Genomic DNA, 16704 nt, shown 5'->3' with positions numbered 1-16704 from the left:
TAATTCCGGTATCAATAGAATGCCAATTTAGATTAGACGGGATCAATCTGCGCGTCCATGATCGGCCCGCCCCTAAAAAAATAATGAACGGGAGTGCCCCTTGAATACCCTTCAAAGTCCGCCTGATCCGAATGTGCTCGCCCGCGCTGCTACCAAGGTGAAGCATCATGTGCTGCCGCTGTTCGTGGTGATGTTCATCGTCAACTACATCGACCGGGTCAACATTGGTTTCGTACGCAGCCACATGGAAGCCGACCTCGGTATTGGCGCTGCCGCCTACGGCTTGGGTGCCGGGTTGTTCTTTGTCGGCTACGCGATATTCGAAGTCCCCTCCAATATGCTGCTGCAGCGTTACGGTGCCCGTGCCTGGCTGACGCGCATCATGTTCACTTGGGGCGCGGCGGCGATGGCAATGGCGTTTGTGCGCGGGGAAACCAGCTTCTATGTGCTGCGTTTTGTCCTCGGTGCGGCCGAGGCAGGCTTCTTTCCCGGCATCATTTACTACTTCACCCAATGGCTGCCGTCGACTGAACGTGGGAAGGCCATGGCGATTTTCCTCAGCGGTTCGGCCATCGCCTCGGTGATCTCCGGTCCCGTCTCTGGCGCACTGTTGAACGTCAGCGGTTTCAGCCTGCATGGCTGGCAGTGGATGTTCTTGATTGAAGGCTTTGCCTCGATCGTACTCTGTGGATTTGTGTGGTTCTGGTTGCAATCCCACCCGCGCGAGGCGAAATGGTTGAGCGCCGAAGAAAAGGACGCGCTGGTTGACACCATCGCCCTGGAACAACAGGCCCGCGAAGCCACGCAGACAGTCAAACCATCGATGTTCAAGCTGCTGGCCGACAAGCAAATCGCGTTGTTCTGCTTCATCTACTTTTCCATCGCCCTGACCATCTACGGTGCCACGTTCTGGCTGCCGAGCATGATCAAAAAAATGGGCAACCTCGGCGATTTCCAGGTGGGCCTGTTCAACTCGATTCCGTGGATCATTTCGATCATCGCGATGTACGGCTTCGCCGCCATGGCCAGCAAATGGAAACACCAGCAAGCCTGGGTCGCCTTGACCCTGGTGATCGCCGCGTTCGGCATGTTCATGTCCACCATTGGCGGGCCGATCTTCGCCTTCGTTGCCATCTGTTTTGCCGCCATTGGGTTCAAAGCGGCCTCGGCATTGTTCTGGCCGATTCCCCAAGGCTATCTGGACGCTCGCATCGCCGCCGCCGTGATCGCCTTGATCAATTCCATCGGCAACCTCGGTGGCTTCGTCGCCCCGACAGCGTTCGGTTTCCTGGAGCAAAAAACCGGCTCCATCGAAGGCGGCCTCTACGGTTTGGCGGCCACCTCACTGGTTGCGGCTGTGGTGATCTTTTTTGCCCGCACCGCACCGCGTGGCGACGTTGCAACGCCTGAAAAATCCATCAGTCATCAAGCCTTGAGTTCAGGTTCGAAAGGAGCAGCCTCTTGAAAATCAAACAAGTCACCGTCACCCCAATCGCTTTCCGTGATCCGCCTCTACTGAACGCCAGTGGGATTCACGAACCTTTTGCGCTGCGCTCGATCATCGAAATTGAAAGCGATAATGGCTACATTGGCCTGGGTGAAAGCTACGGGGACGCCCCGGCGCTGTTGATCCAGCAGCAACTGCAAGACCAGTTAATCGGCCTCGACCCGTTCAACCTCAATCAACTGCGCCGCATCGTGCAAGCTACGGTGGCGGCGAACAAACCGACGAGCATTGCCGGTGCGGAACTGGCGCCGGGATCCCATGCCAGCAAAGCGGTGAGCAACGCGTATTCGGCGTTTGAAGTCGCGTTCCTGGATTTGCAGGCGCACTCGTTGAACGTGCCGTTGGTGGACTTATTGGGCGGTGCGATTCGCGACGAGATTCCGTTTAGCGCCTACCTGTTCTTCAAATACGCCCAGCATGTCGATTCACCCTACAAACCCGACAGTTGGGGCGAAGCGCTGAACGAAGAACAGATCGTCGCCCAGGCCCAACGCATGATCGAAGCCAACGGTTTCAAGAGCATCAAACTCAAGGCTGGCACGCTGCCACCGGAACACGAAGTGTTGTGCATCAAGGCGTTGAAAAAGGCTTTTCCCGGTTACCCGCTGCGCATCGACCCGAACGGCAATTGGTCGCTGGAAACCTCGATTCGCATGGCTGAATGGTTGGGCGATGACCTGCAATATTACGAAGACCCGACACCGGGCCTGGACGGCATGTCCGAACTGCACAAGCGCACCGGCATGCCGCTGGCGACCAACATGGTGGTCACCGATTTCGATGAATTCCGCCGCAGTGTTGCGTTAAACAGCGTGCAGATCGTGCTCGCCGACCACCACTACTGGGGCGGCCTGCGCGACACCCAGATGCTTGCGAAAATGTGTGACACTTTTGGCTTGGGCGTGTCCATGCATTCCAACTCCCATTTGGGCATCAGCCTGATGGCGATGGCGCATGTCGCCGCCGCGGTGCCCAATCTGGATTACGCCTGTGACACGCATTACCCTTGGCAGGAAGCGGATGAAGAAGTGATCAAGGGCGGCAAAATACCCATCGTCGATGGCTGCGTGAAGATCACCCGTGCGCCCGGATTGGGCCTGGAGCTGGATCACGATCAACTGGGCAAGTTGCACGACCAGTACCTGACGTGCGGCATTCGTCAGCGCGATGACGTGAAACAGATGCAGCGTTACAAGCCGGAGTGGAAGGCGGTCAAACCGCGTTTTTGAGTTCAGTCAGCAAACGCCTGGATGCAGGCTACATCACTTGATAGTTGCTTGGCGGGGCAATTCCGGGTGCTCAGCCCTGGCAAGCACAGGGATTGAACGGGAGGTTATGGCGGGATTGCGATCAATTTAACGACATTAGCCATCCCGACAAAGATCCCGGCCTGCGAGCCCCCAATGACACTGTCCGCTTGGTTTCGGTCAGGCATTTTTCGGACTGCAAGGCGGTTTCCAAATTTTGCCTCAAGTGTGGGATTTGACTACAGTGCATGCCAGGATGTCGGCTACATTCATGCGCAGTGCATTTTGGATACGCGTCTCCACTCTGCCTGATGACGTTCTATCAACCAACACCGCTGGCAAACTACAATGCTCAGAGTGCTGACTTCGAGAATTATTCCATTTGCTTTTGTGGTGTGCGCCTCGCCTTGCCATGCAGCCTGGGTCATCGTCGATGCGGGTCATACACCTGCTCATCCCGGTGCAACGGGGGCAAGCGGCAGGGTAGAGCATCTTTACAACCTGGATCTGAGCGCAGCAGTTGCCCAAGACCTTCAGGCCGACGGTGATCGCGTCACGCGTACAGGTGCCGACAATCGCGAACTCACACTGGCCGACAGACCTAACGCCGAACCAGGTGCGAACCTCTTCGTTTCAATTCATCATGACTCGATGCAGCAGGCGTGGATCGACGCGGGTCGCCGTCGAGAGTTCAAGGGATTCTCGATTTTCGTGTCTATGCTCAACCCGCATTATCAACAAAGCCTCGCTTGCGCAAAGGCCATGGGTGAGAAGCTGCTCGCGGCTGGCGAAACACCGTCGCTTTATCATGCGACACCGATAAAAGGCGAAAACCGCCCGCTTATCGACCCGCGACTCGGTATTCATCGTTTCGACGATCTGATCGTGCTCAAGACGGCTCCGATGCCGGCTGTGCTCATCGAAGCGGGTGTTATTGCCAATCCCGACGAGGAACCACGCCTTCAGGACCCCGCAACGATTGCGAAGATCGCTGATGCAATTTCACAAGGGGTCATGGCTTGCCAGCCGTGACGCGCAGGAATATCGCTGTTCAGCCAAGAATTTCAACCCAGAGAAGTGAGCGCGAAGATGAAGAAAGTCGCAATTGTCCTGATGGCTATCGTTTTCCCCCTAGGTGCACACGCGGCGGGGTGTGCCAAGCCCCGTAACGCGTTCGATCAGGTCTACTGTGCGGGCAACCTGTTTGCGCAGGTTGACCGTGATTTGAATCAGCAATACACGGGCCTGCGCAAGCATCTCAATCCAACGCAGCAGAGCTCGCTGAAACAGGGCCAACTGGCCTGGATCAAGCAGCGTGATGGACAATGCAGCGAAGAGAAGCCAACCGGCTATTTCGTCAATCTGGATTGCGCGGTCGACATGACCCAAAAACGCATGGCATTCCTGCAGGAGCGCGAACGCGAGTGCACCAGTACCGGTTGCGTTGAGTCGAAGCTTGGAGAGTAAGACTGTGTAAGGGGTGTCGCAACGCATGGGGTCGCTTCCCGTCGTTGCGGCGCAAGGTTTTTCTTCAATGACTTAGCCCAATCTGAAAAGGTCGGGCTAAGTCATGTGTGAAAAATACCTCCACATTTACTCCCGCGGATATTTTGGATCTGGACAAAGTTGCCATCCAGAAGGCGAAATGGTGTTCTCTCAGGGCGCGGGAGCAGCCCCCACGGGTTGCAAGGATTGCGCGTTATCCCCTATGCGCAGCGCTTCGATGGCTACCCCGTAGTTATTGCGAGTGCCGACGCCGCTTGCGGCAAGGTACTTGCCAACCGCCACTGGCTGGGTCAACGCCATCGGCGCAAAGCGCACAATGCTGCCGTCTTCGAGAATTACGCCGTTGGTATCGCCGGCAGGGCCGCTCAGCACGGCCTGAACCTTGCCTTCCACTTGCAGGTTCTGCAATTGCGCCGTGCGCAAGTGCGGGGGCACAGGGGCGGGTTCGCCGGGTTGCGGCGGGCGCTCTACAATGATCTTCCCGGTCTGCTGGTTGACCACGGCACTGCCGCGCAAGGTAGCTTCACTCTCGCGAAACCCCACGGCCTTGACGGGAGTACCGACGCTGAAGTTTTCGGCAAGTGAAGCACTCATGTGCGGTGGAAATTTAATAATCTGACGGCTGTCGAGCATCAAGCCGTCGACCTCCCCGTAGGGGTTGATCAGCAACTGTCGCACCTGCCCGTCGACGGTTGTCTCTTCGCTGCGCATAGTGGCGCCTGGCGCCGCGCCCGGGGCAGGTAGAGGCGGTGCGGGTGGGACGGGAAGGGGAGTGGTCTGCGCCAGGGCCTGCCCTCCCATCAACAGGGTGAGAACGAGCAGCGACACGTGATGATGATGTTTCATGAGTAGGATTCCTGAGTTTGACGGATTGTCACAGAGAGGGCTGTTGCAACCACCGTACCAACTTAAAAAGCCTGTTAAATCAAAGGTTTGAGTAAAAGCGCCGGGCGGACATGTCCGCTTGTGCGACACCTCCTGTCACTTCATCGGACAGGTTCACATTTGAAGGTGCAATTGCTCGATCTTTCGGTACAGCTGCTGGCGTGAGATACCCAGCAGGCGCGCGGCCTCGGCGCGATTCTGCCCCGCGCGGACCAGTGCGCGAACGATCATCTCCCGTTCCACGGCCGCTACGGCCGCCTCCAGCGGGCCCTCCCAGTCCAACTCCAACCTGGTTGAACTCAGCGTCGGCGGGGTCAACCCCAGCGCCTGAACATCGATGACCGTGCCTTTGCCGAGCAGCGCCGCCCGTTGCATCGCATTTCGCAATTCGCGCACATTGCCGGGCCAAGTATGGTTCAGCAGGCCTTGGATGGCTTGCGCACTTAAACGTTTTGCTAAAGGCCCACCGCTGGCCGACTGCAGGAAATGCTCGGCCAACGCTACGATATCGCCCTGGCGCTCACGCAGTGGCGGTAACTGGACAGTGATCACTTGCAGGCGGTACCAGAGGTCTTCGCGAAACTGCCCTTGTTCGATCCAGGCCGTCAGGTCGCGGTGGGTCGCGGCGACAAGGCGCACGTCCACCGCGATGTTCTGCGAACTGCCCAGCGGCGATACCTGACGCTCCTGCAGCACCCGCAGGATTTTGGCTTGGGTGACCAGACTCATATCGCCAATTTCATCCAGGAACAGCGTGCCGCCCTGCGCCTCCCGAAAGCGCCCGAGGCGGTCAGCGTGAGCGCCGGTAAAAGCACCTTTGACGTGGCCGAACAGCTCGCTTTCCAGCAGGTCTGCGGGAATGGCCGCGCAATTGACCGCTATGAATGGCCTCTGGGCGCGCGGGCCATTGCGATGCAACGCACTGGCGACCATCTCCTTGCCCGTACCGGTTTCGCCCAGGATCATAACGGTCGCATCGCTGGCCGCTGCCTGGCCGATGAGTTTGAACACTTGGCGCATGGCCTCACTGTCACCGATCAATTCGTCGGTCGAAGCCGGTAGTGGCGCCGCAGCAGCGGGTTCAGCAGGCGGGAGCGCGCGCAGCAGCAACTCGCGCAACGGCTCGCGCCCGATAGGTTTGGTCAGGTGGTCGAAGGCTCCCAGGCGCATGGCTTCGATGGTGTTCTGGCTGCTGGCATAGCCGGTGAGGATAACGCAAGGCATCTCGGGACGCTGGGTGCGAGCCTCGCGCAGGAAGGTCAGCCCGTCGTCTTGGTGCATGCGCAGGTCGACGATGGCCAAGGCCGGAGAATGCCTGCTGAGGCAGTCCAGGGCCTGCCGAGTAGAACCCGCCTGGACCACGGCATAGCCTAAGTCCTCCAGGGCCTCTCCCAGACTTTCGCGAAAAGCTGCATCATCGTCCACCAACAAGATGCTCATTGACCGAGCTCCATTTCAAATCGCGCGCCGCGACGAGAGGGGACCAGTGTGGCGGCCCCCTTGTGTGCCCTGGCCACTTCCTGCACCAGAGCCAGGCCCAGGCCGCTGCCACCGGGGCGATGGCTGGTGAAGGGCGAAAAGAGGCTGTCCCGCAGCGCAGGCGCAACGCCATCGCCGTCATCCTCCACCCATAGCACTAGCGATTGGGCGGCGAGCCGACGGGCGCCTATCCTGATGGTGCCCCCGGACCGCACATGGGCCAGCGCGTTTAGCATCAAATTATCCAACGCCCGACGTACCCACAGCGGGTCAAAGGTCACCGGCTCGGCTCGACCTTCGCCTAATGGCGGTTCAAGTTGAAGTTCGAGGGTCAAACCCAGTTGCTCGGCGCGCTCCCGATAGAAGTCGCACACGTCCTGTAGCCAGCCTGGCAGGTCGATCAACTGCAGTTGCAATGAGTTCAGTTGCGTCAGCGCCAACAAGCTGCTGGTCAGGCTCTCCAGGCGCTGCGTTTGCTCCAGCACCACCTGCAACGCGCTGTGCGTACGCTGTTCACGCAACGGCGGTGGCGCCGCCAGCGCGTTTTCCACCTTGATGCGGATGGTGCCCAACGGGTTGCGAATTTCATGGGCCAACCCCGCCGACAACTGCCCGACCATCGCCAGGCGCTCAGCCGCCTCAACGTGTTCGAACGCGCGCTTGCGCTCCTGCAAAACATGGCGAAGCGCCAAGAGTAGCACCGCGCCGCCGGTCAACACGAACCCGAGTAGCAAACTCAGGGTCAAGCTGACGGGACTGCTGGCCTGAGCGCTGGAGGTAGAAACACGCATCAACGTCCACGCCATTCGCCCCAAGGTATCACCGTCGACGACACAGGCACTGAATACCACCGCTTCACGCTGACCAGGGCGAACATCCACCACCAGGCTTTTGCTGTCCATTGCCCGCTGTGCGGTCGCCACGATGCGGGCAAGCTCGGCGCTGGGCGGATCCAGCTTGATGCCCGTGCCATCATAGGTCGGGAACGCATAGGCGATGACCCCCCGATCAGCCTGCCAGAAGCCCCCCTCCAGCCCGCTCAAGTCTCGCAATGCCATGTCGATCACCGCTTGGGCCGCCGTATGATCAGGGGTGCCCTGGAGTTGCTCGAAACGCTTCAATCCAGCGGCCAGCGATGCGCACGCGAATTCGGATTGGGACTTGGCATTGAGTACTTGAGTATCGGCACTCTGACGGCTCAGTTGGACCAGGCTCCACGCCAGCGCGGCGGCCGACAACAGCAGCGCTAACGCGGTTGCCCACAGCACGAGGCGGGATTTGTCGAAGCGCTTGAGCATAACGGACCTTTCCAGGCAGCAGCTGATATCTGCGTGATAAAGGACCGCCTGTTTACCGGTTTGATTCCCTTGAAGATCTCCAAAAGCGACGTCGACGCGCGATTGGCAGAGCAATCAGTAGGGTGAGGCACCGCTGGCGGGGGCTGCCGATAAGGCGCCGAGGCCGAAGTCGTTGGCCAATCCGCGGGTCGCCCGTGCCAGCAGGGTGAGATCCAGCCCCACTGCGACGAAGCTGGCACCCAGTTCGAGATAGTGCCGAGCGAGTCTGGCATCGCCTGTCAGGGTGCCGGCGGCTTTGCCGCTGGCAACAATGGTGCGTATGGCGTTCTCTATCGCTTGTTGCACTTCAGGGTGCTCAGGATGCCCACGATGCCCCATTGATGCGGCCAGATCCGCCGGCCCGATGAAAATGCCATGCACGCCGTCGACGGCGCAGATGGCTTCAAGGTTCTCCAGTGCAACCCTGGATTCAGCCTGCACCAATAAGCATACATCGTCATTGGCGGTCTCCAGGTAGTCCGTGTGGCCTCCCCAGCGCGAAGCACGCGCTGCCGCTGCACCGACGCCTCTTGTTCCTTGCGGCGGGTATCGGGTCGCGGCCGCTAGAGCGATGGCTTGCTCGGCAGTATCGACCATGGGCACCAGCAATGTTTGAACGCCAATGTCGAGCAGCTGTTTGATCATTGCCGGATTGCCATCGACCGTGCGGGCCACCGGGTGGGTCGGGTAGGGCGCAACGGCCTGCAACTGTGCCAGTGTGCTACGCACATCGTTTGGCGCGTGTTCACCGTCGATCAGCACCCACTGGAAGCCTGCTGTCGCGCAAATTTCGGCGCTGTAGGCATTGGCAAGTGAAAGCCAGAGGCCGATGACCTTATCGCCTCGCGAAAGCGCGGTCTTGAATGGATTGCCCATGATTGCCTGTACTCCTCTGTAATAGTTGTCGGAACTAGTTCAGGCCGCCCTGACACAGGTATTTGATGTGCATGTAGTCCTCCAGGCCGTAGCGTGAACCTTCACGGCCATACCCCGATTCTTTGACCCCGCCAAACGGGGCGGCCTCTGCGGTGAGCGCACCTTCGTTGATGCCCACGATGCCCGACTCCAGCGCCTCAGCTACGCGCCAGACGCGTTTGACGTCCTGGGTGTAAAAGTAGGCCGCCAACCCGAATGGCGTGTCGTTGGCCAGTTCGATCACTTGTGCTTCAGTCGTGAAGCGGAAAATGGGGGCCACGGGGCCGAATGTCTCTTCATGGCAGAGTTTCATGTGCGAGGTCGCATTGATCAACACGGTAGGCGCGTAGTAGTTCGGACCGTCCGCGACAGCGTCGCGGATACGTCGACCGCCGGTGGCGATTTCTGCGCCTTTTGAAACAGCGTCATCCACGTGGCGGGCGATCTTGTCGATGGCGCGCGCGTTGATCATCGGACCAATCTGAGAGTCGCTGTGGGAGGCTGGCCCAACCTTCAGCGCGCTGACTCTTGCCACCAGCTTTTGAACGAATTGATCGTGCACAGCGCTTTGCACATAGATCCGATTGGGGCACACGCAGGTCTGGCCACCATTACGAAACTTGGAGACCATAAGGCCGTCCACGGCAGCGTCGAGGTCCGCATCATCAAAAACAATGAATGGGGCATTACCGCCCAGTTCGAGCGAACACTTCTTCAAGGTGTCGGCTGACATTCGGGCCAGGTGCTTGCCCACTGGCGTCGACCCTGTAAAAGTGATCTTGCGCACCCGTGAATCAGCCAGCCAAGCGTCTACCACTTCGGGTGTACGCGCCCGCGAAGCGGTGACGATGTTCAGTGTGCCTGCCGGAAAGCCTGCTTCTTCAGCCAGGCGCACAAGCGCCAGGGACGTCAGTGGCGTGTCTTCGGCGGGCTTGCAGACGACGGTGCAACCGGCTGCCAGTGCTGGTGCGATCTTGCGGGCAATCATCGCTGCCGGAAAATTCCAGGGTGTGATCGCTGCGACCACGCCGACGGGCTCCTTGATTGCGGTCATGCGGCGACCCGAGACCGGCGCCGGGATCACATCGCCATATGAGCGCGTCGCTTCCTCGGCAAACCACTCGACATAGCTGGCGGCGTAGACCACTTCGCCCCGTCCCTCTGCCAGCGGTTTTCCCTGCTCCAGCGATATGAGCCTGCCCAGATCTTCCTGGTGCTCCAGAATCAGATCGTTCCAGCGTTTGATCAATTGCGCGCGCTGCTTGGCAGGGGTGCTTCGCCAAGCGACAAAAGCCGAATGGGCGGCATCGACGGCTTCCCGGGCATCAATGCCGTTGCTGTCGGGTACTTGGGCGATATAGCTTTCGTCGGCCGGGTTGGTGACAGTCAACATCGCCTCCGGGTCTCGGTTGCGCCAATGGCCGCCAATGAAATTCTGCGTTCGAATCAGGTCAGTGCGGGTCAGTTTCAAGTTCATGCCGAGGTTCCTTAAATGTGTGCAAATGGGTTGGATCAGCTGACGATGCCCAGGTGCCAGGGCACGAACTCATGATCCCCAAGCCCCAACAATTCGCTCTTGGTCGAGGCGCCTGAAGCAGCCTGCAGAATGTGCTCAAAGATGCGTTCACCCATCTGTTCAACCGACAACTCACCGTCAAGAATGAGGCCGCAATTAATGTCCATGTCTTCTTCCAGGCGGGTGAACATCGGGGTATTGCTGGCGAGTTTGATCGTGGGTGCAGGCTTGCTCCCGAACATCGAGCCCCTTCCCGTGGTGAAGCAAATGAGGTTTGCACCGCTGGCGATTTGACCGGTTGCCGCGACAGGGTCGTAGCCCGGTGAATCCATGAACACGAACCCGGCCTTGTCAATCGGCTCCGCGTACTCGTACACCGCCTGCAACGGTGTCGTGCCGCCTTTCATGGCAGACCCCAGCGATTTTTCGAAGATATTGGCCAGACCGCCGGCCTGATTGCCGGGGCCTACGACGCCATTGAACTGCCCATTCTGACCTCGTGTGTATTCTTCCCACCAGGCCAGGCGGTCCAGTAGCTTCTGGCCCACCTCGGCACTGACCGCACGTCGCGTAAGCATGTACTCCACGCCGTGGATCTCGGGTGTCTCAGACAGAATGGCCGTGCCGCCATGACGCACGAGAATATCCATCGCAGCCCCCAATGCCGGGTTGGCGGTGATGCCTGAAAAGCCATCGGAACCGCCGCATTCCAGTCCGATCTTCAGGTGCGCCGCACTGACCGGGACACGCTTGATAGCGTTGGCTTCGGGCAGCATCGCTTCGATCGCCGCAATGCCTTGAGCGATGGTTGCACGCGTGCCGCCGGTATCCTGCATCACGAATGTACGCAGATTGCGATCGGGCACCAGGTGCTGGGCATCGACGAGGCTGGCCACCTGGTTTCGCTCGCAACCCAGTCCGACGATCAGTACGGCTGCCAAATTGGGGTGGCGCGCGTACCCGGCAATGGTGCGCTGCAGCACGTCGAAATGATGACTGGGGGACGACATGCCGCACCCGCTTGTCTGAGCGAATGCGACGACACCATCGACATTCGGGTAGGCGGCGAGCCGCTCGGGCGTGAAGTGTTCGGCGATTTTCTTGATTACGCTCGACGAGCAGTTCACCGACGACAGCAGCCCGATGAAGTTGCGCGTGGCAACACGGCCGTCTGCTCGCACGATACCCATGAAGGTCGCGCGCTTATCGGGGGCTACGTAGTCCACCGGGCGCACATCCTCACAGAAGCCTGGGTCTCGATGAAAATCGATGAGTGCGATGTTGTGGGAGTGAACGTGCTCGCCCTTGAGGATATTGCGCGAAGCGACACCGATGATCGTGTCGTACTTGCGCACGGGTTCACCGGACATGATGTCTTGCGCTGCGATCTTGTGCCCGCCGGGCACTTGCGCCCGGATGCGTACGCCCAGTTCAGGCAACTCGTCCCCAAGGCCGATCAATTGGCGAGCGATGAGGACGTTGTCATTGGTGTGCAGGCGGATCAGTCTGTGAGTGGCATGGGGCGTGGCAGTCGTCATAAAAAATCCTGGCATCCAGATTACGGCGTCGGAGAAGTTGAAACGCAGGTGTCATCCCGGCGTCGGCGCTTCAGGCTTCAGCGGCTATAGGGTTCATTCAATACCTGCGAGGGGACTGGAGCGTGCTGAGGTTTGGTCGGCATGGACGCCACGATGGGTTCCACCTTCTTCAGCAGCAGGGCGTAGTTCAAGATGCCCAGCATTCCGAGCACCGCCGAGAAGACCAAAGCCATTTTGAAAGAACCGGTCGAGGCAACGATAAATCCGGTAATCACCGGCCCCAGTACGCCGCCGAAGTTCGCAACCATGTTCTGCAATCCGGCCACGGTGGACGTCATGTTCTTCGGTGCGACGTCACCCGGCAGAGCCCAGACTTGCGAGGCCGCGACGGTGGTTCCGGCCTTTGCGATGCACAGCAGCAGAACAGTGAGCCCGACCGACGTGGTCAATGGAGCCAGGCCGATACACAGCGCCATTGAAAGCCCCACGATCAGAAACAGTTTGCGTGTGGCGGTTAGCGACAGGCGTCCACTGTGCACCACCCTGTCGGAAAGCCAGCCGGCAGCGATCTCGGCGAAGAGGCCGCAAATCAGCGGTAGCGAAGCGACCATGCCCATCTTAAGCAAGCCCATCCCCTGTTCCTTTACAAGGTACGTGGGCAGCCAGGTGATGAAGAAGTACGAGATGTAGTTGATGGTGAAGAAGCCCAGGCACATCGCCCAGATATTGCGGTGCTTGAGCAGTTCGTACCATTTCATCGCAATCGTGGTATCGACACCGTGCTGCTGGGTCTGACCACCCCGGATGTATTCCACTTCGGCGGCGTTGACGCTTCTGTGTTTCTCCGGCGTGTCCGAGAAATACCACCACCAGATCAGGCTCCAGACCAGGCCGGTCAGGCCCACGATCACAAACGTCATGCGCCAGTCGAACGTCATCATCAATGTCACAATGAGCGGCATCGCCACGGCACCGCCGAACTTCGAGGCACTGTCAAACAGCCCGGAAATAGTGGCCCGCTCCTTGTCGGGAAACCATTTTGACGCGATCCCGGCGTTGGCCGGGTAAGCGCCGGCTTCACCGACGCCGAGTGCCACTCGCAGGCCCACCAAGGATGCAAAACCTGTCGCAAGCCCTGTCGCTGCCGTCGCAAGCGACCATGAGCCTACGGCGATCCCAAGCCCCATTTTCTGCCCGAATTTGTCCGCTACCCAGCCAGCAGGGATTTGCAGCAGCGCGTAGGACCAGAAAAACGCGGACAAGACGATACCCATCATTTCGGGGGTCAGGCTGAATTCTTTGATGAGCTCGGGGGCTGCGACTGAGAGAACGGTGCGATCGATATAGTTGATGGCGATGGCAAACCACATGAGAGCTGCCACAACCCAACGTGCGTTGGATTTCTTGCCTTTATTCACCACGGCGTCATTTAACGGTTTTGTGGTCATTGGAGTGCGCATTGCTAGTCTCCGATCATTATTTTTGTTCTTCAATACTGACTCGCGGCTACATTGCTGAACAATGAATAAGCCGACATACTTCATAACCTTTTTGATATCTAGGCGTCTTCTTTCGGAGATAAAGCTGGTGAGCGACATTGATAGAGTTTTGCGCTCCAACCTCAAACTCAAGCATCTGCAGCTCGTCGTTGCACTGGATGAATTCCGTCATCTGGGGCGGTCAGCGGAATTTTTGTCGCTGACCCAGCCGGCAGTCAGCAAGTCGCTGGCGGAGGTCGAAAAGATGTTCGGGCTTGAGTTATTCATCCGCTCAACGCGAGGTACCCGGCCCACCGCCTATGGCGAGCAAGTGGTCCGATTTGCGCGTTCGGTGCTGGTAGATTTTGACCGTACCTGTGACGACATCGCTTCAGTCGCCAGCGGCGGAGCCGGCCGTATCCGTGTCGGCGCAATGGTCGTCGCCACGCCTGGATTGCTGGCAGGCGCTGTCAGCCGCCTTAAGCTCAGCTCGCCACACACGACGGTGTCGATCGAGGAGGGTGATCTCACGCGCCTGTTGCCGAGGCTACGTACAGGCGAGCTTGATTTTATCGTGGGTCGGCTGGAGCCCGGCTACAGTTCTCCGGACCTTGAAACGGAGGCGTTATACACCGACGCCATGCGAGTCGTCGTCGCCGCCGATCATCCTTTGGCCGCAGTGGCCAAACCCACTTGGCATCATCTGGCGACGCTTCCCTGGGTCGTTCCCCCGGCGTGGGCCTCCTCGCGCGTCAAGCTGAATCAGATGTTCTACAAGCACAAACTGCAACCACCCGCTGACATCATCGAAACCTCGTCCTTTTTGGTGATGATGGCGTTTATGAGAGACAGAAGCTGCGTCTGTTTCGTCGCCACTAAAGTCGCGCATTACCTCGAATCCGTGGGCCTGGGTCACGCCTTGCCGCTGGAGGTGCCGATCGAATTACCGTCGGTGGGCATCATTCTGCTACGTAACGGGCTGAGAACTCCCGTTGCAGGCACCCTCATCGACGCCCTGCACGAAAAGGCTAGGGACATCAGAGGCGAGACCGCGCCTGAGTGAATGCACAGGCGACGGTTGTGGTGAGCAGACGCGCATCCGGATTGCACGCTCTGTTCCAGGCTTCAGACCGCAGCAGCGATGGCCTTGCCCAACGATTCAGTGTTGCCGGTGCCACCGATGTCGGCGGTCAAGGGAGCATTCTGCGGGCCCATCGCAAGCACGGTTTCGATGGCGGTCAGCACCGCGGCTCCGGCTTCGGGATGGCCCAGGTGTTCGAGCATCATCGCACCACACCAGATTTGCCCGATCGGGTTGGCGATGCCTTTTCCGGCGATATCGGGCGCCGAACCATGCACCGGCTCGAACAGACTCGGGAAGTTGCGTTCCGGGTTGATGTTGGCCGAGGGGGCGATGCCTATCGTGCCGGTGCATGCAGGGCCCAGGTCGGAAAGGATGTCACCGAACAGGTTGCTTGCCACCACCACGTCGAACCAGTCCGGGTGCAGGACGAAGTTCGCAGTGAGAATATCGATGTGGTACTTGTCGACGTTGACGTCGGGATACTTTTTGCCCATTTCCACGACGCGCTCATCCCAGTAGGGCATGGTGATCGCGATGCCGTTGGATTTGGTGGCCGAGGTCAGGTGCTTTTTCGGACGGCTCTGCGCCAGGTTGTAGGCGAACTTGAGGATACGATCGACGCCGACGCGGGTCATCACGGTTTCCTGCAGTACGATCTCGCGATCGGTTCCGGGGAACATTTTGCCGCCGACACTGGAGTACTCGCCTTCGGTGTTCTCGCGCACCACCCAGAAATCGATGTCGCCGGGCTTGCGGTCCGCCAGTGGGGACTTCACGCCGGGCATGAGGCGGCAGGGGCGCAGATTGACGTACTGGTCGAACTCACGACGGAACTGCAGCAGTGAATCCCACAGGGAAATATGGTCAGGCACCACGTCCGGCCAGCCCACGGCACCGAAGTAGATCGCATCGTAGCCCTTGAGGGTGTCGAACCAGTCGTCGGGCATCATCTTGCCGTGAGCCAGGTAGTAATCGGCGCTGGCGAAGTCGAACCAGTCCCATTGCAGTTCCAGGTTGAACCTTGCAGCCACAGCGTCGAGCACACGCACGCCTTCGGGCATCACCTCCTTGCCAATGCCGTCGCCGGGGATCACTGCAATTTTGTACTGGGTTCTGCTCATGGATTCGACTCCTGGGTTGATTGGCGCATGGATCTCAGTGTATGCAGTGTGTATGGATTAATAATTAGTCTTGATGTAAATCCATTCTTAGTTTTTAGGAAAGAATCCATGAGCATGATCGATGACCTGAGTTTCTTTCAGCAGGTGGCTACGCGCGCCAGCCTTACGGAAGTGGCACGCCATCTGGGGCTGTCGCTGCCTGCCGTGAGCAAACGGCTCAGCCAACTGGAGGCCAGGCTCGGGGTGCAGTTGTTACAGCGCACCACACGCCGATTGTCGCTGACCCCAGAAGGGGTGCTGTACCTGGAGGGCAGTCGTCCGATTCTGCGCCAGCTTGAGGAACTGGAGAGCGCGCTCGGCAGCCGTCAGCCGACCTTGCACGGCCGGTTGCGGATCAATGGCACGCTCGGTTTCGGGCGGCAGCATCTCGCACCGGTGGTATCGAGCTTCGCTCGGCTGCACCCGGAACTTGAGATTTCTCTGGAGCTGACCAGCCAGCCACTGAGCATGCTGGACGATCAATTCGATATTGGCGTGTGCATGGGCGAGCCGCCGGACTCACGGTTGGTCGGCATTCGTCTGCTGGAGAACCCACGCATTCTCAGCGCCTCTGGGGCATACCTTGAAGCGATGCCTGAACTGACGCGTGTGGCGCAGTTGGCGCAGCATAACTGCATTGTTCTGCGACAGTTCGGCAGCGACTATGCGATCTGGCGCTTCAGCAAGGATGGCCAGGATTACTCACACAAGGTCAGCGGGACGCTGTCGAGTAATGATGGCGAGGTTGCGCTGAGCCTGGCGCTGGACGGGCATGGATTGATCCTGCGGTCGCGCTGGAATGTTCAGCAACATCTTGAAAGTGGTCGCCTGCAGGCAGTACTGACCGATCACCAGGCACCGAAGGCTGACATTTTTGCGGTGTATCAGCACCGGCGGCATATCCCCCAGCGCATCTCGGTCTTCGCCCGTTACCTTGCGCAGGCGTTGGCTGAGCGTTTGCCGTTCGCGGCCCTCAAGTGAGCGACGACAGGTGCGGCCCGTCCCCAAGGACGCTTACAGGTGGCCTGGGTCAGGGCCATATTGGTTGGCGC

General features: G+C 59.2%; 14 protein-coding genes. 6 read left to right on the top strand and 8 right to left on the bottom strand.

Translation table 11 applies throughout. The features are described from left to right. The first annotated feature begins 100 nt into the window (after positions 1-100). The 4 genes from L8I05_RS07385 (at position 101) to L8I05_RS07370 (ending at position 4221) form a co-directional block, all read left to right on the top strand. Positions 101-1465, top strand: coding sequence for an MFS transporter (locus L8I05_RS07385; protein WP_242167902.1), 1365 nt, complete (start codon positions 101-103; stop codon positions 1463-1465). After that, positions 1462-2736: a glucarate dehydratase family protein gene (locus L8I05_RS07380; protein ID WP_242167900.1), complete on the top strand. Its 1275-nt coding sequence runs from the start codon at positions 1462-1464 to the stop codon at positions 2734-2736. The genes L8I05_RS07385 and L8I05_RS07380 overlap by 4 nt, the downstream gene beginning before the upstream one ends. Before the next feature lie 366 nt (positions 2737-3102). Continuing rightward, the gene (locus L8I05_RS07375) at positions 3103-3786 is read left to right on the top strand and encodes an N-acetylmuramoyl-L-alanine amidase (protein WP_242167898.1); all 684 of its coding nucleotides are present in this window, start codon (positions 3103-3105) and stop codon (positions 3784-3786) included. A 57-nt stretch (positions 3787-3843) separates the two neighbouring features. Further along, positions 3844-4221 (top strand): lysozyme inhibitor LprI family protein, encoded by a 378-nt coding sequence (locus L8I05_RS07370; protein WP_242167896.1) that lies wholly within the window; start codon positions 3844-3846, stop codon positions 4219-4221. Between the two features lie 189 nt (positions 4222-4410). Here L8I05_RS07370 and L8I05_RS07365 read toward each other — a convergent pair whose 3' ends face one another. The 7 genes from L8I05_RS07365 to L8I05_RS07335 all read right to left on the bottom strand — a co-directional run bounded on the left by L8I05_RS07365 (position 4411) and on the right by L8I05_RS07335 (position 13528). Further along, entirely contained in the window at positions 4411-4971 is a 561-nt protein-coding gene (locus L8I05_RS07365) for a hypothetical protein (protein ID WP_242167895.1), read from the bottom strand. Between the two features lie 288 nt (positions 4972-5259). After that, on the bottom strand, positions 5260-6585 hold the full coding sequence (locus L8I05_RS07360) for a sigma-54 dependent transcriptional regulator (RefSeq protein ID WP_242167892.1): 1326 nt from the start codon (positions 6583-6585) through the stop codon (positions 5260-5262). Continuing rightward, positions 6582-7922, bottom strand: a complete 1341-nt coding sequence (locus L8I05_RS07355; protein ID WP_242167890.1) for an ATP-binding protein — start codon at positions 7920-7922, stop codon at positions 6582-6584. Before L8I05_RS07355 ends, L8I05_RS07360 begins: the two co-directional genes overlap by 4 nt. A 114-nt stretch (positions 7923-8036) precedes the next feature. Further along, positions 8037-8837 (bottom strand): 4-hydroxy-2-oxoheptanedioate aldolase, encoded by an 801-nt coding sequence (gene hpaI / locus L8I05_RS07350; RefSeq protein WP_242167888.1) that lies wholly within the window; start codon positions 8835-8837, stop codon positions 8037-8039. A gap of 34 nt (positions 8838-8871) precedes the next feature. Further along, positions 8872-10353 (bottom strand): NAD-dependent succinate-semialdehyde dehydrogenase, encoded by a 1482-nt coding sequence (locus L8I05_RS07345; protein WP_242167886.1) that lies wholly within the window; start codon positions 10351-10353, stop codon positions 8872-8874. A gap of 35 nt (positions 10354-10388) precedes the next feature. Continuing rightward, the gene (locus tag L8I05_RS07340; RefSeq protein WP_242167884.1) at positions 10389-11930 is read right to left on the bottom strand and encodes an altronate dehydratase family protein; all 1542 of its coding nucleotides are present in this window, start codon (positions 11928-11930) and stop codon (positions 10389-10391) included. A gap of 77 nt (positions 11931-12007) precedes the next feature. Next, a complete protein-coding gene (locus tag L8I05_RS07335) occupies positions 12008-13528 on the bottom strand; it encodes an MFS transporter (RefSeq protein ID WP_242167883.1) in 1521 nt (506 codons plus the stop codon). On the opposite strand from L8I05_RS07335, the gene L8I05_RS07330 reads away from it, so the two are divergent. Next, entirely contained in the window at positions 13518-14471 is a 954-nt protein-coding gene (locus L8I05_RS07330; protein ID WP_242167881.1) for a LysR substrate-binding domain-containing protein, read from the top strand. The two genes, L8I05_RS07335 and L8I05_RS07330, sit on opposite strands and share 11 nt — an antisense overlap. 62 nt (positions 14472-14533) lie before the next feature. On the opposite strand, the gene L8I05_RS07325 is transcribed toward L8I05_RS07330, so the two are convergent. Further along, positions 14534-15613: a tartrate dehydrogenase gene (locus L8I05_RS07325; RefSeq protein WP_242167879.1), complete on the bottom strand. Its 1080-nt coding sequence runs from the start codon at positions 15611-15613 to the stop codon at positions 14534-14536. A 108-nt stretch (positions 15614-15721) separates the two neighbouring features. Here L8I05_RS07325 and L8I05_RS07320 point away from each other — a divergent pair, with 108 nt between their 5' ends. Further along, complete coding sequence (locus L8I05_RS07320) at positions 15722-16633, top strand: LysR substrate-binding domain-containing protein (protein ID WP_242167877.1); 912 nt, start codon at positions 15722-15724, stop codon at positions 16631-16633. The last annotated feature ends 71 nt before the right edge of the window (positions 16634-16704 follow it).

The organism is Pseudomonas sp. MONT-RG-20F-20-E-7-02, from assembly GCF_022662395.1.
Taxonomy (GTDB): domain Bacteria; phylum Pseudomonadota; class Gammaproteobacteria; order Pseudomonadales; family Pseudomonadaceae; genus Aquipseudomonas.
Note: the sequence above shows the minus strand (reverse complement) of the source record. Positions and strands in the feature narration are given on the sequence as shown.